Genomic DNA, 18,523 nt, shown 5'->3' on the forward strand with positions numbered 1-18,523 from the left:
CCCCGGATCCCGGGGTCGGGCGCCGTTCGTGTGTTCGATCCCCAGTGAAGGAGGCGCGGCGTGAGCACAGACCGGTTGTCGACCCTGCTCGAGGAGTACGCGCAGCTCGAGAAGCAGATGGAGGACCCCTCCATCCACTCCGACCAGGCCCTGGTGCGGCGGGTCGGGCGGCGCTTCGCCGAGCTCGCGCCGCTCTATGCCGCCAACGCCGAGCTGGAGGCGGCCCGCGCCGACCTGGCAGCCGCCCGGGAGCTCGCCGCCGAGGATCCCTCGTTCGCCTCCGAGGTCGAGGCGGTCGCCGCGGTGCTGGCGCCGCTGGAGGAGAAGCTCGGCGAGATGCTCATCCCGCGTGACCCGCACGACGCCAAGGACGTGATCGTCGAGATCAAGGCCGGCGAGGGCGGTCAGGAGTCGGCGCTGTTCGCCGGCGACCTGCTGCGGATGTACACCCGGTACGCGGAGAAGCACGGCTGGGTCGTCGAGGTCATCGACGCACAGGACTCGGACCTGGGCGGGGTCAAGGACGTCTCGGTCGCGGTCAAGACCAAGGGTGTGCCCGACGGCGGGCACGGCGTCTGGTCGCGGCTCAAGTGGGAGGGCGGCGTGCACCGCGTGCAGCGGGTCCCGGTCACCGAGTCGCAGGGCCGCATCCACACCAGCGCCGCCGGGGTGCTGGTGCTCCCCGAGGCCGAGGACGTCGACGTGCACATCGAGCCGGGCGACATCCGGGTCGACGTGTTCCGCTCGTCCGGTCCCGGGGGCCAGTCGGTCAACACCACCGACTCCGCCGTCCGCATCACGCACCTGCCCACCGGCACCGTGGTGAGCTGCCAGAACGAGAAGAGCCAGCTGCAGAACCGGGAATCGGCGATGCGCATCCTGCGGTCGCGGCTGCTGGCGATGGCCCAGGAGCAGGCCGACGCGGCCGCCTCCGACGCCCGCAAGCTGCAGGTGCGTACGGTGGACCGCTCCGAGCGGATCCGCACGTACAACTTCCCGCAGAACCGGATCAGCGACCACCGGATCGGCTACACCGCGTACAACCTCGATCTGGTCCTCGGCGGCGAGCTGGATCCGGTGCTCGACGCGCTGGCGGAGGCCGACCGGGCCGCCCGGCTGGCCGGTGGGACGGAGATCAGCCGACGTCCGTGACGATCAGCCGGTTGTCCATGCTCTCGCAGACGATCACGTCGCCGCTGCTCTGACAGCCGAAGTCGAGCACGGCCGAGACGGTGCCACGCAACAGCACCTCCCCGGTCCGGCGGTCCACCCGGCTGATCAGCGTCACGTCGTTCGAGCCCTGAGCGCCGGCCACCACGTACTGGGTGCCGGCGAGCTGGTGGTCCCACACCGGTGTCGCCGTGCCCAGGTCGGCGAGCTGCCGGCCGGTGCGGGTGTCGATCAGGCGGTGCCGCGCGCCGGTCTCGTCGTCGCCGACGAGCATCAGGCCGTCCTGCAGCGGGAAGCCGATGGCCGAGCCGGTGATCTGCCAGCGCACCTCGCCGGTCGCGGGGTCGTGTCCGGTGGTGGCGTCCGATCCGTTGATGCAGACCACCGGGCCGCAGCCGTAGACGCCGCCGGGTGCCGCCTGCTCGGTGCGCCACTGCTCTCGCAGCGTCTCCGTGTCGTACGCGGTGACGGTCGACTGCCCGCCCTCGTTGCGTTCCAAGTAGAGCTGTCGGCCGTCCAGAGTCACCATCAAGAAGTCGCCGTCCGGCGCGGACGGGCGTCGCCACGGGAACGTCGCGGTGGCCACGACCGAGCCGTCCGCCAGGTCCAGCACCTCGGCCCGGCCCTTCGTGGTGACGGTGACCAGGCGCTCGGCTGTCGTACCGGGCCCGGTCTCGGTGGTCCAGGTCTCGATGTCGCCGGCCGGGCGCGACCAGATCGTGCGGCCGTCGCGCAGCCGTACGGTCCGGAAGGTCGTGACCTTGTCGCCCGCCTTGTTCCACTGGGTGAGCAGGGCCCGGTCGCCGACGGCGTGGATCAGCTCGCCGGGCTGCCGCCACAGCTGGCGGCCGGTGGCTGTGTCGACGGCCGCGGTGTCGCGGTGGAACTCGCGGGAGACCGTGGAGCCGTTCGGGTCCTCGTACATGACTGTCGTCCGCCCGGCCGGCAGCAGCAGCGCGCCCGCCCTGATGCCGCTCAGCCGGCTGCTGTCGTCCGGGCCGGGATGCGACCAGCGCAGCTCACCGGTCCGCAGGTCGTACGCGCTGAGCCGGTCCTGCCCCGGCTGGGTCAGCACATAGACGCTGTCTGCGGTGAGCACGTAGGCGCCGTTGCCCAGCTCGTACGGGATGCTCCAGAGTTGCGCGAGTCCTTGCGGATCGGGCCGCGCCGATCCGGTGACCGTGAGCAGGGAAGCCGCCGTCACGATCGCCGCCAGCAACCACCGCAGGTCACGCCGTCCGAGCGGGCGGCGGGCCGGCTCGAAGCTTGGCTCGTCGCCGTCCGCATTGACGAGCCCGAGCTCGATGACGGCCATCGTCCGAGCCTAGGACCCGGAAGCCCTACGCGGGGGTCCGGTGCGAAGCCGCGGCGGCCAGGGCGGCGCTCAGCGTCCGGCCGTTGGTGCCGACCTCGGACCAGCCCGCGGCCAGGCCGATCGGTGTGCCCGGCACCAGGACCTGCCAGTTCTCCGCCGCGGCGGCCGCGCTGATCCGCCGGGAGACCTCCGCCGCCTGGGTCGGCCCCGCGCCGGGCAGCACCACCACGAACTCGTCGCCGGCGAAGCGGGCCACGAAGTCGCCGCGGCGCATGACCCGGTTGAGCACGCCGGCGATGCGCTGCAGCACCAGGTCGCCGCAGTGCCGGCCGTGCCGGGCGTTCACCGCGGTGAAGCCGATCAGGTCGCAGACCCCGATCGCCGCGCGCTCGCCGCGGGCCAGCATCGCCGCCACGTAGCGTTCGAGCTGGCGGCGGTTGGGCAGGCCGGTGAGCGGGTCGGTGAGCGTCTCGTCGCCGTAGCGGCCCAGGTCGCGGTGGGTCTCCTCAGCGTCGAGGCGGGCCGCGACCCCGTCCAGGTAACCGTCGCGGAGCCGGTCGATGCGCTGGGCGGCGAGCCGGAAGGCATGCCGGTCGGCGGCGTGCGCGGCCTGGTGGTCACCGGCCGAGGAGTGGCAGATGCTGCGCAGCCGGGCCGGCTCGGCTGGGCCGAGGATCTCCTGGGAGACCGGCACGGCGTCGAGCTTGCGCAGCGCCTCCCCGGCCTTGTCGGCCGCGATGTCGAGGCACACGGTGCCGAGGTGCCGCAGGTCGCGGGAGCGGACGCTGTCACCGCCGCCGGTCAGCAGGGCGGCCACGTCGGTCTCGGTGGACTCGCCCAGGGCCGCCCGGCGGGCCAGCGCGTAGCCGTAGACCGGCCGGCTGCTCGGGCGCAGCCGCACGTCGGCGCCGGTGGCGACGTAACGGGTCAGCTCGGCGTCGATGTCGCGCAGCACCCGCAGGCAGCCGTCGGTGTCGCCCTGGTGGTCCAGCGAGACCGCGTTGCGCAGCCGGATGCCCGGGGCGGCGAAGACCTCGCTGGCCATGCCGGCCGCGGCGCCGACCTGGCGGGCCTGCTCGATCGCGGTCAGCGCGTGGCCGTGAAACCCCAGATAGCTGTACGCCATGGCGAGGTCGTGCCAGCCCCACGCCGTCTCGCTGTCGCCGTCCGGCACCGCCGCCAGCGCCCGCGACGCCTGCACCAGGTGGGTGACGCCACGGTCCAGCGCGCTCTGCAGATGGGCGCCCAGAGCCGCGAAGGCGTGCATCTGACCGCGCAGGTACGGGTCGGAGGTCTCCCGGACGGCGTTCGAGGCCAGCGTCATCGCGGTGGCGAACTCGGCGACCCGGCCCAGGTTGATCAGCGCGCCGAACCGCTGGACGAGCGCGTACGCCCGGGTCATCGGGTCGGTCGTGCGGGCGAGCACCTTGTCGAGGATGGTCAACGCCTCCGCGGACCGGCCCCCCTGCTGGAGCTTGTTGGCCGTACGCAGGTCGTCGACACAATCGCCGAGCTGATCGAGCCACGTCATGGTGCCGCCACAGCCATCCAGGCCCCTCCTGCCGACGCCGTTCATCGCCGAGTGACCCGGCCGGTCACCGTCGAGAGACGACGTTCCATGATTATGCCGTGACGCCGACGCACGAACACCCCTCGAAGGGAACGGAACGGACGCGCTTGGCGCCGGTGCTGGCCAAGGCCACCGCACTGCTCGCCGGGGCGGGGGTTTCCTCGCCGCGCGTCGATGCCGAGCTGCTCGCCGCGCACGTTCTCGGGGTGGGGCGCGGCCGGTTGCTGCTGATCGACACCGTGCGCGAGGACGAGGCGCGCCGGTTCGCCGGGCTGGCCGAGCAGCGGGCGCAGCGGATTCCCTTGCAGCACCTGCTCGGCACGGCCGCCTTCCGCCATCTGGAGCTGGCGGTGGGCGAGGGCGTGTTCGTACCGAGGCCGGAGACCGAGCTGCTGGCCGGCTGGGGCATCGAGCACACCGCGCCGGGCGCCACGGTGGTCGACCTGTGCAGCGGTACGGGCGCCATCGCCTGCTCCGTCGCCGACGAGGCCGCCCCGGGCCGGGTCATCGCCGTGGAGCGGTCCCCGGCGGCGCTCGCCTACCTGCGCCGTAACGCCGGGGCGTTCCCGGTGGTCCGCGTCGTGCCGGGCGACGTCACGGATCCGGAGCTGCTGGCCGAGTGCCGGGGCATGGTGGACGTGCTGCTGTGCAATCCGCCGTACGTGCCGGACGGGACCGCCGTACCCCCGGAGGTCGCGGACCACGACCCGGCGGAGGCCGTCTTCGGCGGCGCGGACGGCCTGGTCGTGATCCGGCCGGTGATCGCCCTGGCGGCGGCGCTGCTGCGGCCCGGCGGCGTGGTCGGCATCGAGCACGACGACGTGCACGCGGCGGCGGTGCCCGGGCTGCTGCGGGCCGACGGGCGCTTCACCGCGGTCGCCGCGCATCAGGATCTGACCGGTCGCCCACGATATGCGACGGCCCGCCGCGTGTAGGGCACTTCGTGCGCGCCATGGCACACTGCAACTTGTGATGCTCTACGACTGTCGGGCCGTGGCCGAGCGCGATCGCGGCATCGCCGCGGCTGTCGAGGCGGTCAAAAGCGGTGAGCTCGTCGTGCTGCCCACCGACACCGTCTACGGCGTCGGCGCGGACGCGTTCACCGCGCACGCCGTCAACGCCCTGCAGAACGCCCGCGGCGCGGACCGGCGCGTGCCCCCGCCGGTGCTGGTCGGCTCCCGGCACACCCTGGACGGCCTGGTCTACTCGCTGCCCAAGGCGGCCCGTGAGCTGGCCGACGCGTTCTGGCCGGGCGCGCTGACCATCATGGTCGAGCACTCGCCCAGCCTGCAGTGGGATCTCGGTGACACCGGCGGCGTGGTCGCCGTCCGGATGCCGTTGCACCCGGTGGCGCTGGAGGTGCTGCGCGAGGTGGGCCCGATGGCGGTCACCACGGCTAACAAGATCGGCCAGCCGGCCCCGGCCACCGCCGAGGAGGCCCGCGACCAGCTCGAGTACGCGGTCCGCATCTATCTCGAGGCCGGTGCCGCCGCCGACCCGGCTCCCAGCACGATCGTCGATGTCACCGGTGACGTGCCGCGGGTCCTGCGCAACGGCGCGGTGCCGTTCGAGAAGCTGCGCGACGTCGTGCCGGACATCCTGGCCGCGGAGGCCTGAGGATGCCGTTCACAGTGCTGCACGTGTGCATGGGCAACATCTGCCGGTCGCCGATGGCCGAGCGGCTGCTGGTCCTGGCCGCCGCCCAGCGCCTCGGCAAGATCGATCCCGACGCCGAGCTCGGTGACCTGCTGCGCAGCGTCAGCGCGGGCACCGGCGGCTGGCATGAGGGCGAGGAGATGAACCCGCCGGCGGCCCGGCAGATCACGGTGCGCGGCGGCAGCACCGACGGCTTCGCGGCGCGCAAGCTGACCAGTGCCCAGCTCGACGAGGCCGACCTGATCCTGACCGCGACCGCCGATCAGAGCGACTACGTGCACGCCCTGGTGCCCGGTGCGGCCGGCCGTACGTTCGTCCTCGGGCACCTGAGCCGCCTGCTGCGCGAGCTGGAGCCGACGTCGCTCCCGCCGGCCGGCACCGACCCGGAGTCGTTCGCCGCGCGGGCCGCGGCCGTGGTGGCGGCGGCCGCTCGGCTGCGCGGCGAGACGGAGCCGCAGCCCGGCGACGACCTCGACGACCCGTGGGGCCGGGGCGACCAGACCTTCCAGCGCATCGCCGACACCATCGACGAAGCGCTGTACACGCTCGTGGACGCCCTGCTGCCGGGAGCGCCGAGGCCCGCGTGACGATCGTCGAACCGGACGCCGACGGCCTGCGCCGGGCGGTCGAGCTGCTGCGGCGCGAGTCCGTGGTCGCGTTCCCCACCGAGACCGTGTACGGCCTGGGCGCCCACGCCTTCTCGGCCCGGGCGGTCGCCGAGGTCTACCGCCTGAAGAACCGCCCGTCCTGGAACCCGCTGATCGTGCACGTGGCGAACGTGGCGGCGGCCCGCGCGCTGGCCCACGAGTGGCCCGAAGCCGCGAACGAGCTGGCCGCGCAGTTCTGGCCGGGTCCGCTGACGCTGGTCGTCGAGCGGGCGAAGCATCTGCCGCAGCTGGGGGCGCCGACGCTGACCATCGCGATCCGGGTGCCCGCGCACGAGGTGGCCCTCAAGCTGCTGGAAGCCTCGGGCCTGCCGCTGGCGGCACCGAGTGCGAACCGCTCGGAGGGCATCTCCCCGACCACGGCCGGCCACGTGCTGCGCAGCCTGCCGGAGGTGCCGCTGGTGCTGGACGGCGGCCCGGCCTCGTGGGGCATCGAGTCGACGGTGCTCGACCTGACCACGCCCACCCCCACGCTGCTGCGCCCGGGTGCGCTGGCGCTGCGCCCGCTGCGCGAGGTGACCGGTGCGATCGCGCTGCCGGACGCGGTGGGCGACGGCACGGCACGGCCCTCGCCGGGCATGAGCCGCCGGCACTACGCGCCCAAGGCCACCGTATTACTCGTCGACGACGTGAAATCGGTGGACCGCGACGGCCTGGCCGCCCCCGTGGCGGTGCTCAGCTACGAGACGGCCGGGGACTACGACGCGGCCGAAGTGCTCAGCGCGGACCCGCGGGAGTACGCCGCCGACCTGTACGCGGCCCTGCACCGCCTGGACGACGCCGGCGTCGGCACGATCATCGTCCAGGCGCCGCCGGACACCGAGGACTGGCTGGCCGTCCGTGACCGCCTGGTCCGCGCCGCCCGGTGACCGCCCGCCCGCCGTTCAGCGGGAAGCCTGGCTGGCGATGTTGCGGGCCATGCCACTGAAGATCATCCCGTGGAACGGCAGCACGCTCGCCCAGTACGCGTGCCCGGCCAGCCCGCGTGGCACGAAGATGGCCCGCTGCCGGTAGAGGCTCGTCCCGTCCGGCCCCGGCTCGGCCGACATCTCCAGCCAGGCCCGGCCCGGCACCCTCATCTCGGCGCGCAGCCGCAGCAGCTCACCGGGCTTGATCTCCTCGACCCGCCACCAGTCCAGCGCCTCGCCGACCAGCAGGTGGTTGCGGTCGCGCCGGCCGCGGCGCAGACCGACGCCGCCGACGAGCCGGTCCAGCCAGCCGCGCACCGACCAGGCCAGCGGGAAGGAGTACCAGCCGTTCTCACCGCCGACGCCCTCGATCACCCGCCACAGCGCCGGGGCCGGCGCGGCCACCTCGCGGGTGCGCTCGTCGACGTCGATGCTGCCGCCGGACCAGTCGGGATCGCTGGGCAGTGGCTCGGCCGCCGCGTCCCGGCCGACCGCGTTCGACCAGCGGGTCTCCACGTTCGCGGCGCGGACCTTGCCGAGGGCCAGCCGGACGGCTTCGTCGAAGCCGAGCAGGCTCGCCGGTTCTTCATTCGGTTCTCCGCCGCGGGCAGGCTCCTCGTCCGGGATGTATTCCGCGATGTCGTGCTCGTGGGCGAAGGCCTCGTGGATCAGGCTGCCGACCAGGGGACGGGCGATCGCGTTGGGTACGGGCGTGACCGCGCCGACCCAGTGCGCCGACAGCCACGGGCTCAGCGGGCGCAGCGGCAGGATGATCCGCCGGCGCAGCCCCGCGACCCGGGCGTAGCGGCGCATCATCTCCAGGTACGTCAGCACGTCGCGCCCGCCGATGTCGAACCCCCGGTTCACCTCAGCCGGCAGCGTGGCCACGCCGATCAGGTACCGCAGCACGTCGCGGACGGCGATCGGCTGGATCCGGTTCCGCACCCAGCGTGGGGTGATCATGATGGGCAGCCGCTCGGTCAGGTAGCGCAGCATCTCGAACGACGCCGAGCCCGAGCCGATGATCACCGGGGCCCGCAGCACCGCCGTCGGGACCCCGCTGTCCAGCAGGATCTTCGCCACTTCGGCGCGCGAGCGCAGGTGGGCCGACGGGTGCTCGTCGGGCGGCGGCTCAGGACCGCCGAGGTAGACGATCCGGCTGACCCCGGCCGCCTTGGCCGCGGTGGCGAAGTTGTGCGCCGCCTCGCGGTCGATGCGCTCGAAGTCCGGATGCCCGAGCGAGTGCATGAGGAAGTAGGCGACGTCGACGCCCTCGAACGCGGCCGGCAGCGTGGTGGGGTCGGACAGATCGCCCTCGACCACCTCGGCCCGGCCGGCCCACGGCACATCCCGCAGGCGGGCGGCACTGCGGGAGAGACAGACGACGGAGTGGCCGGCATCGAGCAGACGAGGCGTCAGGCGGCCACCGATGTACCCGGTGGCGCCCGTGACGAGGCAGCGCATACCCCCACTGTGCCCGCAGGAAGGGCCCCATACGCCATATGCTCGATCTCGGCAGCGTCGCCGAGGTGAGGGAGCGGGTCATGGAGACTTTCTGGGGTCCCGACTTCAGCGCGCTCGAGCACGAGGATCCGGAGATCGCCGAGGTGATCCTGGGCGAGCTGGCCCGCCAGCGCGGCGGGCTGCAGCTGATCGCGAGTGAGAACTTCACCTCGCCGGCGGTGCTCGCGGCGCTCGGCTCCACGCTGACCAACAAGTACGCCGAGGGCTATCCCGGGCGGCGCTACTACGGCGGCTGCGCCGAGGTGGACCGCGCCGAGGAGCTGGCGATCGACCGGGCCCGGGAGCTGTTCGGCGCCGAGCACGCCAACGTCCAGCCGCACTCGGGCTCGTCGGCGAACATGGCGGCGTACGCGGCGCTGATCCAGCCGGGCGACACCGTGCTGGCCATGGGCCTGCCGCACGGCGGCCACCTGACCCACGGCAGCCGGGTCAACTTCTCCGGTAAGTGGTTCCATCCGGTGGGCTACACCGTGCGCCGCGACACCGAGCTGATCGACTACGACGAGGTCCGGGACCTGGCCCAGGCGCACCGGCCCAAGCTCATCGTCTGCGGCGCGACGGCGTATCCGCGGCTGATCGACTTCAAGGCCTTCCGCGACATCGCCGACGAGGTCGGGGCGTACCTGATGGTCGACGCCGCCCATTTCATCGGCCTGGTCGCCGGCCGGGCCGTCCCGTCGCCCGTAGCGCATGCCGATGTCGTCACCTGCACCACCCACAAGGTGCTGCGCGGACCGCGGGGCGGCATGATTCTCTGTCGGGAGGAGCTCGCCGCACGCATCGACAAGGCCGTCTTCCCGTTCACCCAGGGCGGGCCGCTGATGCACGCCGTCGCCGCGAAGGCCGTCGCCCTGCGGGAGGCGGCGCTGCCCGGCTTCCACTCGTACGCGCACCAGGTGGTCAAGAACAGTCAGGCGCTGGCCGCCGGGCTCGCCGCCGAGGGGATGCGCCCGGTCTCCGGGGGCACCGACACCCACCTGGCCCTGGTCGACCTGCGCGACGTCGGGGTCAGCGGCCGGGACGCCGAGGCGCGCTGCGACCGGGCGAGGATCACACTGAACAAGAACGCGATCCCGTACGACCCGGAGAAGCCGATGACGGCGTCGGGGATCCGGGTCGGCACGCCCAGCGTGACCACCCAGGGGATGCGGGAGGGGGAGATGCGCCAGATCGCCGGCCTCATCGCGGCTGCGGTCCGCGCGGACCCGAACACGGCGGCGGGTGCTGCCGTCCTCCGGGACACCGGACAGGAGGTGTCCGCGCTGATCAGCGGGTTCCCGGCGTATCCCCCGATGGTGGCGATCGGCTAGGGTCCGCTGTCCCCGGCCCGCTGCGGCTCGACCCGCCGGGCGGCTGCGGAGCGGGCACCTTCGCCGACGTCAACCTGGAAAGATGAGATCCAGGTGCGCGCGCAGGGCGGCCACCGCCCGGTCCGGCGCATAGTGCCCGACGAGCAGGTAGTTGTTCAGCCCGTCGGCCATCGCCAGCAGCCCGGTCGCGGTCAGCTCCGGGTCCAGTCGCGGGTCGGCGCGCCCGGTCGGTTGCGCGGTCCGGATCATGTCCGCCACGAAATCCAGCATGGCTCTCGTCTCGTCGTGCAGCGTGGCGGCGACCTCCGGGTGCACCGCGGTGTGGGACAGAAGGGCCAGGGCGACCTGGACGTCCGAGCGACGTGGCTCGTCCAGGGCCAGCATCTGCATGACGGTGGCCTCCAGGAGGTCGCGCGGGTCGGGGGTGGCGCCGAGGCCGGCCACCGCGGCGGATATGCGCGCGGCGGTGCTGTGCCGGATCTCGGTCAGCGCGAAGGCCATCAACTCGTCCCTGGTCCGGAAGTAGTGCTGGACCGTTCCGAGGGACACCTCGGCCTCGGCTGCGACGTGGCGGAGGCTGATCTCGTCGAAGCCCTGGTCCCGGGCCACCCGCTTGAGGGCCGCGGCGATGACGACGCGTCGCTCGTGGTGGTCGACCTTCTTCGGCATGAAGCGTGAACCTCTCAGCGAAACGACGTTGACACGGACAGTGAAGTTCTACACCATACGATCGTATGAGGAAACAGTGGATCCGCTGGCTCCCGTTCGTGGCCGTGACCGCTCAGGCGGTGCTCTACCTCACCGGCGTCCTCACCCTGAACCAGGCGGCGATCCTGCTGCTGGTGATCGAGGGACTGCTGGCTACGGTGATCGTCGGGGAGGCCCTGCTGCTGATCCGGGCCTACCGCCGAGCGCACCGGGGCGGTGCCGGGCGTGCCGATGCCTTCGGCAGTGCTCTCGAGGCCGTGCTGCCGGCGCCGATCGCCTTCCTGGTGCGGCAGGAGTTCCGCATCCTGGCTGCGCTGGTGAACGGACTGCGCCGTAGGCGAGACGTGGCCGCGGGCGACTGTGTCCTGACCTATGAGGCCCGTCTCCGGGGCGTCCTCGGGATCATGGTCGGCATCGCGGTGTTCGAGCTGGCAATCGTCGAGTTTCTGGTGCCGTGGACCTGGCTGCGCTGGGTTCTGCTCGTCCTCGGTGCTTACGGAGTGGTCTGGGTGCTCGGCCTCGGCGCCTCCGCGTACACCCGGCCCCATCTGGTCGACGCGGAGCGGGTCCGGCTACGCATGACGATCTTCACCGACATCACCGTTCCGCTCGCCGGCCCGGCGGTGTTCGCGCCCGCCGGCATCAATTCGCACGAGCGTGGTGTCGAGGTCGGTGACGGCAGGCTGGCCGTGTCGGTGCTCGGGGCCACCAACATGTCGCTCACCCTGGCCGAGCCGGTCGAGGTGGACTGCGGCCGCGCGGGACGGCACACCGTGCGCATCGTCCGGTTCTACGTGGATGACCCGTCCCGGGCGGCCGCGCGCCTTCGTGGCCTCGTCCGACCGGGTGCTCAGCACCAGGACCCTTAGCTCCCGGGTGCCCGGCGACCGGCTGCACCCCGCGAAGCATGCGGATCAGGGAATCCGCGCCGCGCTGTGGTCCTTGCCGGCGCCGGTGGAAGGCGGGTTCCCGTCGCGGGCCGGTGACTCGGGATCGGAGGCGGCAGCGGCCTCCGGTGCCGCGGGCTGGTCCCTGCGGTCGGCGAGCAGGCTGGTCACGGTCACGGTGACGAGGACGGCGATGGTGACGATCAATGAGAGCACCGTCGGCACCTCGGGAACGCCACTCCACACGTCATGGGCCCAGTGCAGGACCAGTTTCACGCCGATGAGCGCCAGGATGATGCCGAGCCCGTAGTTGAGATGGCGCAGCTTGCTCAGCATGTTGCCCAGGACGAAGTACAGCGCCCGCAAACCGAGCAGAGCGAACGCGTTCGTCGCGAAGACGATGTACGGATCGTCGGTCACGCCGTACACGGCGGGCACCGAGTCGACCGCGAAGACGACATCGGTCATGAAGATCGCCACGACCACCAGCGCCATCGGGGTGAGGATCCGTCGCCCCCCTTCGCGGATCGTCAGCTTGGCACCGTGGTAGCTATCGGTGACCGGCATCATGCGGCGCATCATGCGTACGCTCCGCATGCTGTCGATCTCCACCTCCTCGTCCTGGCTGCTGCCGGCCTGGCGCAGGATCTTGACCGATGTGATCAACAAGATGGCCCCGAACAGCAGGAACGCCCAGGATCCGGCGCTGATGACCGCCGCGCCGGCCGCGATGAAGACGGCACGCAGCACCAGCGCGCCGACGATGCCGTAGAGCAGAACCCGCTGAGCCAGTTCCTTCGGCACCGCGAACGCGGTGAGCAGCAGCATGAAGACGAAGAGGTTGTCGACCGAGAGGGATTTCTCCAGCACCCAGCCGGTGAAGAACTCCACCGACGGTCCGCTGCCGTACAGCGGCCAGAGAACCAGGCCGAAGACGACCGGCAAGGCGAGATAGAAGACGGTCCAGCCGACAGCCTCGCGCATCGGTACGTCGTGGGGGCGCCGCGTGATGACGAAGTCGAGCACCAGGAGGCCGAGAAGCAGGGCGACGGTGACCGCCCAGACCTGTACGGAGCCGATCGACTCGATCGGAGCGGCCAGCGGTGAGGGCATGGGATCTCCTCAGACAGCATGGATCGTCTGAGGTCTCCCTCACCCGCACAGGCCGGGGCCGGCGGGCGATCGTCCGAGGATCCTGCTGAGGATCCGTACTGACCGGAGCGATCTGGTGAGGTACTCCCCTCACGGGTCACCGTAGGCACTTTTGCTGGACGGTTGCTGAGAATCAACCGATTGGATTGCGTGCCCGTTCATCCGGGCGGATAGTCGGAAGCGGTGGCCCACGGTCGACCGCGAGCCCACGGGCCGCTCGTCCGGTAGCGCCTGTGCGGCGGGCCGGCTCCGCATCGCGGCCTGGAGGCACCCGTGCTCACCGATCTGTTCATTCTCCTGCTGCTTCTCGTCGCCATGGTGATCAGTGGCGCGGCAATGATGTCGGGCCATGGTCTCGGTCCCCGCGGCCGGGGCCACGGATCCGGTTCGCGCTGAGCCGGGCGTATTCTCGGAGCCTGCCGTCGCCCGCCTCGTCAGCCGGGTGCGGATGCCGGCGCCGTTCGACGCCGGCCGACGAGGAGGCACAGTTGAGCGCGGCGACCGACACCCACCCGCTGGCCACCCGGCTGCGCCACCTGCCGACGCCGCTGGCAGTCTCCGGCGGGCTGTTGCTGCTGGCCGCGGCCATCGGCGGCTTCCTCGCCGGCGCACCCGGAGCGATCGGCGGAGCCGCCGGGGTCGGCGTGGTGGCTGTGGGTTACGCGTTCTCCAGTGTGGCTGTCGCGTGGGCCGATTCTGTCGCCCCGAGCCTGGTGATGACGGTCGGCCTGACCACCTACGTTTTCAAGTTCACCCTGCTGGGCGTGGTCTTCTTCGCCGTACCCGGCGACTGGCCCGGACTGCGCACCATGGCGGTCGCGATGATCGTCTCGATTCTCACCTGGGTCGGCGCCCAGATCTGGTGGACGCTGCGGGCCGAGGTGCCGACGGTGACCTACCATCTCCCGCCGGCGGGGGACCACCCCATCGCGTAGCTGCCGCCCCGTTCGAGTTCTTCTTGACGTCAGTCGCGGTTCACGGTGTCCAACAGTGGACGCGCGGGAGTACGGTTGACCCGCATTCAGTCGCCGTTCACCTGTCGCCTGCACACCGCTGCTGTGCAGGGGGTGAGCGCTAGCCGCCTGCCGCCGACTGATATCGTTCGCCGTGCCATGGCCGGTGACCCGCAACCTGAAGATCCCGCTCCGCCCGAGGGCGCTGACGCAGGATGGACAGCCGTCGGTTATCTGCTGGGCGGAATGATCGTATGGGGCGGTGCGGGCTGGCTGGTCGACCGTTGGCTCGATCTCGACTTCCCCGCCGGCCTGCTGGTCGGCCTGATCGGCGGCGGTACTGCCGGGGTCTATCTGATCGTGAAGAGGCTGGGTGCCTGATTCGGCCCCGACCGACGGAGGATGCGTGTTGACTGAGTCGCCCATGGTGCTGGCATCGGAGTTTCCTCCGGGACCGGAGAGCTTCGACTATCGCAGCCTCATTCCGGGCCTGGAAGGAACCTTCTGGGAGCCGGCCTTCACCAAGATCGCACTGCTCACCTGGTTGACCGTCGCGATCCTCATCATCTTCTTCCTGGTGGCCTACCGGAAGCCGCAGATCGTGCCCACCAAGGTGCAGTGGATAGCGGAGTCCATCTACGGCATCGCCCGGGACAACATCGCCAGGGACGTCATCGGCAAGGAAGGCGTCCGGTTCGCGCCGTACCTGGCCACGCTGTTCGTCTTCATCCTGATGAACAACCTGTGGGGCATCATCCCGCTGGCCCAGATCTCGCCGAACTCGCACATCGCCTTCCCGATCGTCCTGGCGGGCTTCACCTATGTGCTCTACATCGCGGTCGGCGTCCGTAAGCAGGGCGCGCTGACGTACGCGAAGAACAGCATCTGGGTGTCCGGCGCGCCGCTCTGGGTGCAGCCGATCCTGGTGCCGATCGAGTTCTTCCAGGTCATCATCCTGCGACCCGCCACTCTGGCGATCCGGTTGTTCGCCAACATGTTCGCCGGTCACATGATCCTGCTGGTCTTCACGCTCGGCGGTGTGGTGCTCTTCGAGTCGGCCACAGTCGCCCTGAAGCCGGTCGCGTTCCTCAGCTGGGGCATGGCGATCGTGATGACGCTCTTCGAGCTGTTCATCCTCGCGCTCCAGGCCTACGTCTTCACCCTGCTCACCGCGACCTACCTGCAGAGTTCGGTGTCCGAAGCACACTGATCCAGCGGTTCGGTCGCTCCCCGGTCGCACAAATGAATATTTCGTACCTAAACGTGCGCGTGATCGTCACGCGTTCAACGCAGGAGGAACTCCCATGTCCTACCTCGCCGAAGTTACCGGCAACGTCAGTGTCATCGGCTACGGCATCGCTGCCCTCGGCCCCGGCATCGGCGTAGGCCTCGTCTTCGCCGCCTACATCCAGGCCACCGCGCGCCAGCCGGAGAGCGCCAGCCTGACCCGGGTCTACATGTTCATGGGCTTCGCCGTGATCGAGGCGCTCGCGCTCCTCGGCCTGGTCGTCGCCTTCGCGCTTTAATCGTCGAGCGCACGGCTGACTTCGTGCCCGGCCCGTAACGGCCGGCCACCGGCAAAGGGGAGTGTTCATGTACACAGCAGCGGAAGAGGGAAGCGGGGGCGCTCAGCTCCTGCTCCCGCCCCTGGCTGAGATCATCGTCGGCCTGATCGCCTTCGGCGTCGTCCTGTTCGTGCTGGCCAAGTTCGTGTTCCCGCGGATGGAACACATGTTCCAGGCCCGGGTGGACGCGATCGAGGGTGGCATCGCTCGGGCCGAGGCAGCGCAGGCCGAGGCCAACCAGCTGCTCGAGCAGTACCGCGCGCAGCTGGCGGAGGCCCGCACGGAGGCCGCGCGCATCCGGGACGAGGCTCGTGCCGACGCCGAGAACATCCGTCAGGATGTCCTCGCCAAGGCCCGGGAGGAGTCGGACCGCATCATCGCCTCCGGCACCAGCCAGCTCGCCGCCCAGCGCGAGAGCATCGTGCGTGGGCTGCGCGCCGAGGTGGGCACGCTCGCCGTGGATCTGGCCGGCCGGATCGTCGGGGAGTCCCTCGCCGACGAGGCGCGCAGCCGGGGCACGGTGGACCGCTTCATCACCGAGCTGGGCGCCGGCACGGGCACCGGGCGGCGCTGATGTCGACCGTCAACCGGGAGTCGTACGCCGCAGCCGTGGAGAGGTTGACCGCGGACACACAGACGGCCACCGCCGCGCAGCTGGTCACGACCGCCGACGAGATCCTGTCGGTGGCGCGGCTGTTGCGCGGCCAGCCGCGGCTGCGTCGTGCGCTGACCGACCCGTCGCGGGCCGGCGCCGACCGGGCGGAGCTCTTCCGCTCGCTGGTCGCCGGCAAGCTCGGACCGGCCGCCGTGGAAACGGTGGCGACCCTGGCGAACGGCCGCTTCACGCGGCCCGCCGAACTGCTCGACGCGGTCGAGCGGCTCGGTGTCGACACGCTCCTGGCGTCCGTCGACAAGGTGGGCGAGCTCGCCGAGGTCGAGGACGAGCTGTTCCGCTTCGGGCAGGTCGTGTCCGGCGATCCGGAGCTGGCCGTCACGCTCAGTGATCCCGGCGCAGCGATCGACCGTCGCGTTAAGCTGGTCCAGGACCTGCTCAAGGGCAAGGTCCGGGCGGGCACGGGACGGCTCGTCGAGGTGGCACTCGAAGGCTACGGCGGACGCAGCTTCGAGGCCTCGCTGAGCCGGCTGGTCGAGCTGACCGCGGCGAAGCGGGACCATCAGGTCGCCTACGTCACGGTCGCCAAGCTGCTCGACGACGCCGAGGAGCAGCGGCTCGCCGCCAAGTTGTCCGACATCTACGGTCGGCAGGTCTCGCTGAAGGTCGATGTGGATCCTGCCATCATCGGCGGCGTCAGCGTCCGTGTCGGCCCCGACCTCTACGACGGCACGATCCTGCGGCGACTCAACGAGGCCCGGCAGGCGTTCGCTAAATAGTTTCTTCCCCTCGGTGGCGGCGACGTCCCGAGCACTCCTCGGCGGCGGCGACGCCCCGAGCCGACTAGAGAAGGCAGAGGATGGCCGAGCTGACCATCTCCTCGGACGAGATCCGGGGGGCGCTAGAGCGCTACGTCTCGTCCTATTCGCCCGAGGTCTCCCGCGAGGAGGTCGGCATCGTCTCCGATGCGGGCGACGGAATCGCGCACGTCGAGGGCCTGCCCTCGGCTATGGCGAACGAACTGCTCGAATTCGAGGACGGCACGCTGGGTGTCGCCCTGAACCTCGATGTCCGCGAGATCGGCGCCGTGGTCCTGGGTGACTACACCCACATCGAGGAGGGCCAGCGGGTCAAGCGGACCGGTCGCGTCCTCTCGGTCCCGGTCGGCGACGCCTTCCTGGGCCGCGTCGTGGACGCGCTCGGCAACCCGATCGACGACCGTGGGCCGATCGAGAACGAGGGCTTCCGCGAACTCGAGCTCCAGGCCCCCAACGTCATGTCCCGTCAGCCGGTGAAGCAGCCGCTGCAGACCGGCATCAAGGCGATCGACGCCATGACGCCGATCGGCCGCGGCCAGCGCCAGCTGATCATCGGCGACCGCAAGACCGGTAAGACCACGGTCGCGCTCGACACGATCATCAACCAGCGGGCCAACTGGGAGTCCGGCGACCCCGAGAAGCAGGTTCGCTGCATCTACGTCGCCATCGGCCAGAAGGCCACCACGATCGCCAGCATCCGGGGCACGCTCGAGGCCGAGGGCGCGCTGGAGTACACGACGATCGTCGCCTCCCCGGCCTCCGACCCGGCCGGCTTCAAGTACATCGCCCCGTACACCGGCTCGTCCATCGGGCAGCACTGGATGTACAACGGCAAGCACGTGCTGATCGTGTTCGACGACCTCACCAAGCAGGCCGAGGCGTACCGCGCCGTGTCGCTGCTGCTGCGCCGCCCGCCGGGCCGCGAGGCGTACCCGGGTGACGTCTTCTATCTGCACAGCCGTCTGCTCGAGCGTTGCGCCAAGCTCTCCGACGAGCTCGGTGGCGGCTCCATGACCGGTCTGCCGCTGATCGAGACCAAGGCCAACGACATCTCGGCCTACATCCCGACCAACGTCATCTCGATCACCGACGGCCAGATCTTCCTCGAGTCGGACCTGTTCGCCTCGGGCGTGCGCCCGGCCATCAACGTCGGCACCTCGGTGTCGCGGGTCGGTGGCTCCGCGCAGGTCAAGGCCATGCGCCGGGTCTCCGGCCGGCTCCGCCTCGACCTTGCCCAGTTCCGTGAGCTGGAGGCCTTCTCGGCCTTCGCCTCCGACCTGGACAAGGCCTCGCGGGCGCAGCTGGAGAAGGGCATCCGCCTGGTCGAGCTGCTCAAGCAGCCGCAGTACTCCCCGCTGTCGGTGGCCGAGCAGGTCGTCGTCATCTGGGCCGGCACCACCGGCCAGCTCGACGACATCCCGGTCGGTGACGTGAAGCGGTTCGAGCGTGACCTGCTCGAATGGATCAAGCGGAACCGCAGTGACACCTTCACGGCGATCGAGTCGACCGGTCAGCTCTCCGACGAACAGGTCGAGACGCTGCAGAGTGGTGTCGACGAGTTCAAGACGCTGTTCAAGCAGGGCGACACCGGCAGCAACGTCGGTAATGAGGCGCAGGCCGAGCCCCTTGCCGACGACAGCCAGAGCCGGGAGACGGTGACCCGCGAGGTCCGTTCCGGAGCTCGTTCCGCCCGGGACGAGAGCTAAGCC

General features: G+C 71.0%; 20 protein-coding genes. 15 read left to right on the forward strand and 5 right to left on the reverse strand.

Features of this window, described 5'->3' with window-relative positions; all coding sequences use genetic code 11:
- The first annotated feature begins 60 nt into the window (after positions 1-60).
- Positions 61-1,152, forward strand: coding sequence for a peptide chain release factor 1 (gene prfA, locus Aau02nite_RS40725; RefSeq protein ID WP_212994013.1), 1,092 nt, complete (start codon positions 61-63; stop codon positions 1,150-1,152).
- Here prfA and Aau02nite_RS40730 read toward each other — a convergent pair.
- Both Aau02nite_RS40730 and Aau02nite_RS40735 read right to left on the reverse strand, forming a co-directional pair.
- Complete coding sequence (locus Aau02nite_RS40730; RefSeq protein ID WP_212994014.1) at positions 1,136-2,485, reverse strand: outer membrane protein assembly factor BamB family protein; 1,350 nt, start codon at positions 2,483-2,485, stop codon at positions 1,136-1,138. The two genes, prfA and Aau02nite_RS40730, sit on opposite strands and share 17 nt — an antisense overlap.
- A gap of 25 nt (positions 2,486-2,510) precedes the next feature.
- Positions 2,511-4,016 carry a GGDEF domain-containing protein gene (locus Aau02nite_RS40735; protein ID WP_212994015.1) on the reverse strand — a complete coding sequence of 502 codons (1,506 nt, stop codon included), beginning with the start codon at positions 4,014-4,016 and terminating at the stop codon, positions 2,511-2,513.
- A gap of 98 nt (positions 4,017-4,114) precedes the next feature.
- Between Aau02nite_RS40735 and prmC the strand changes: the two genes are divergently transcribed.
- From prmC to Aau02nite_RS40755, 4 genes are read left to right on the forward strand one after another with little or no spacing between them, the layout of a single operon-like run.
- On the forward strand, positions 4,115-4,990 hold the full coding sequence (prmC, locus tag Aau02nite_RS40740) for a peptide chain release factor N(5)-glutamine methyltransferase (protein ID WP_212994016.1): 876 nt from the start codon (positions 4,115-4,117) through the stop codon (positions 4,988-4,990).
- 37 nt (positions 4,991-5,027) lie between these two features.
- Positions 5,028-5,672 (forward strand): L-threonylcarbamoyladenylate synthase, encoded by a 645-nt coding sequence (locus Aau02nite_RS40745; RefSeq protein ID WP_212994017.1) that lies wholly within the window; start codon positions 5,028-5,030, stop codon positions 5,670-5,672.
- A 2-nt stretch (positions 5,673-5,674) separates the two neighbouring features.
- Positions 5,675-6,298, forward strand: coding sequence for an arsenate reductase/protein-tyrosine-phosphatase family protein (locus Aau02nite_RS40750; RefSeq protein WP_212994018.1), 624 nt, complete (start codon positions 5,675-5,677; stop codon positions 6,296-6,298).
- Positions 6,295-7,245, forward strand: coding sequence for an L-threonylcarbamoyladenylate synthase (locus tag Aau02nite_RS40755; protein ID WP_212994019.1), 951 nt, complete (start codon positions 6,295-6,297; stop codon positions 7,243-7,245). Before Aau02nite_RS40750 ends, Aau02nite_RS40755 begins: the two co-directional genes overlap by 4 nt.
- A 15-nt stretch (positions 7,246-7,260) precedes the next feature.
- Here Aau02nite_RS40755 and Aau02nite_RS40760 read toward each other — a convergent pair whose 3' ends face one another.
- On the reverse strand, positions 7,261-8,748 hold the full coding sequence (locus tag Aau02nite_RS40760) for an SDR family oxidoreductase (protein ID WP_212994020.1): 1,488 nt from the start codon (positions 8,746-8,748) through the stop codon (positions 7,261-7,263).
- 80 nt (positions 8,749-8,828) lie between these two features.
- On the opposite strand from Aau02nite_RS40760, the gene glyA reads away from it, so the two are divergent.
- Positions 8,829-10,118, forward strand: a complete 1,290-nt coding sequence (glyA, locus tag Aau02nite_RS40765; protein ID WP_212994021.1) for a serine hydroxymethyltransferase — start codon at positions 8,829-8,831, stop codon at positions 10,116-10,118.
- Between the two features lie 69 nt (positions 10,119-10,187).
- Here glyA and Aau02nite_RS40770 read toward each other — a convergent pair whose 3' ends face one another.
- Positions 10,188-10,787 carry a TetR/AcrR family transcriptional regulator gene (locus Aau02nite_RS40770; RefSeq protein WP_246595820.1) on the reverse strand — a complete coding sequence of 200 codons (600 nt, stop codon included), beginning with the start codon at positions 10,785-10,787 and terminating at the stop codon, positions 10,188-10,190.
- A gap of 65 nt (positions 10,788-10,852) precedes the next feature.
- Between Aau02nite_RS40770 and Aau02nite_RS40775 the strand changes: the two genes are divergently transcribed.
- Entirely contained in the window at positions 10,853-11,695 is an 843-nt protein-coding gene (locus Aau02nite_RS40775) for a hypothetical protein (protein ID WP_212994022.1), read from the forward strand.
- A 45-nt stretch (positions 11,696-11,740) separates the two neighbouring features.
- On the opposite strand, the gene Aau02nite_RS40780 is transcribed toward Aau02nite_RS40775, so the two are convergent.
- Positions 11,741-12,826, reverse strand: coding sequence for a TerC/Alx family metal homeostasis membrane protein (locus tag Aau02nite_RS40780; RefSeq protein ID WP_212994023.1), 1,086 nt, complete (start codon positions 12,824-12,826; stop codon positions 11,741-11,743).
- Positions 12,827-13,138: 312 nt separating this feature from the next.
- On the opposite strand from Aau02nite_RS40780, the gene Aau02nite_RS47595 reads away from it, so the two are divergent.
- From Aau02nite_RS47595 to atpA, 8 genes are all read left to right on the forward strand, one after another.
- On the forward strand, positions 13,139-13,261 hold the full coding sequence (locus Aau02nite_RS47595; RefSeq protein ID WP_281421161.1) for a hypothetical protein: 123 nt from the start codon (positions 13,139-13,141) through the stop codon (positions 13,259-13,261).
- Positions 13,262-13,353: 92 nt separating this feature from the next.
- Positions 13,354-13,800 (forward strand): hypothetical protein, encoded by a 447-nt coding sequence (locus Aau02nite_RS40785; protein ID WP_212994024.1) that lies wholly within the window; start codon positions 13,354-13,356, stop codon positions 13,798-13,800.
- Between the two features lie 75 nt (positions 13,801-13,875).
- Positions 13,876-14,199 carry a hypothetical protein gene (locus Aau02nite_RS40790; protein ID WP_246595821.1) on the forward strand — a complete coding sequence of 108 codons (324 nt, stop codon included), beginning with the start codon at positions 13,876-13,878 and terminating at the stop codon, positions 14,197-14,199.
- Positions 14,200-14,242: 43 nt separating this feature from the next.
- Complete coding sequence (atpB, locus tag Aau02nite_RS40795; protein WP_212994084.1) at positions 14,243-15,028, forward strand: F0F1 ATP synthase subunit A; 786 nt, start codon at positions 14,243-14,245, stop codon at positions 15,026-15,028.
- 94 nt (positions 15,029-15,122) lie between these two features.
- Complete coding sequence (gene atpE, locus Aau02nite_RS40800) at positions 15,123-15,344, forward strand: ATP synthase F0 subunit C (protein WP_212994025.1); 222 nt, start codon at positions 15,123-15,125, stop codon at positions 15,342-15,344.
- A 67-nt stretch (positions 15,345-15,411) separates the two neighbouring features.
- Entirely contained in the window at positions 15,412-15,957 is a 546-nt protein-coding gene (locus tag Aau02nite_RS40805; RefSeq protein ID WP_212994026.1) for a F0F1 ATP synthase subunit B, read from the forward strand.
- A complete protein-coding gene (locus Aau02nite_RS40810; protein ID WP_212994085.1) occupies positions 15,954-16,775 on the forward strand; it encodes a F0F1 ATP synthase subunit delta in 822 nt (273 codons plus the stop codon). Before Aau02nite_RS40805 ends, Aau02nite_RS40810 begins: the two co-directional genes overlap by 4 nt.
- An 80-nt stretch (positions 16,776-16,855) precedes the next feature.
- Positions 16,856-18,520 (forward strand): F0F1 ATP synthase subunit alpha, encoded by a 1,665-nt coding sequence (atpA, locus tag Aau02nite_RS40815; RefSeq protein ID WP_212994027.1) that lies wholly within the window; start codon positions 16,856-16,858, stop codon positions 18,518-18,520.
- The last annotated feature ends 3 nt before the right edge of the window (positions 18,521-18,523 follow it).

It is taken from the genome of Actinoplanes auranticolor, from assembly GCF_018332655.1.
In the GTDB taxonomy this organism is placed as follows: domain Bacteria; phylum Actinomycetota; class Actinomycetes; order Mycobacteriales; family Micromonosporaceae; genus Actinoplanes; species Actinoplanes auranticolor.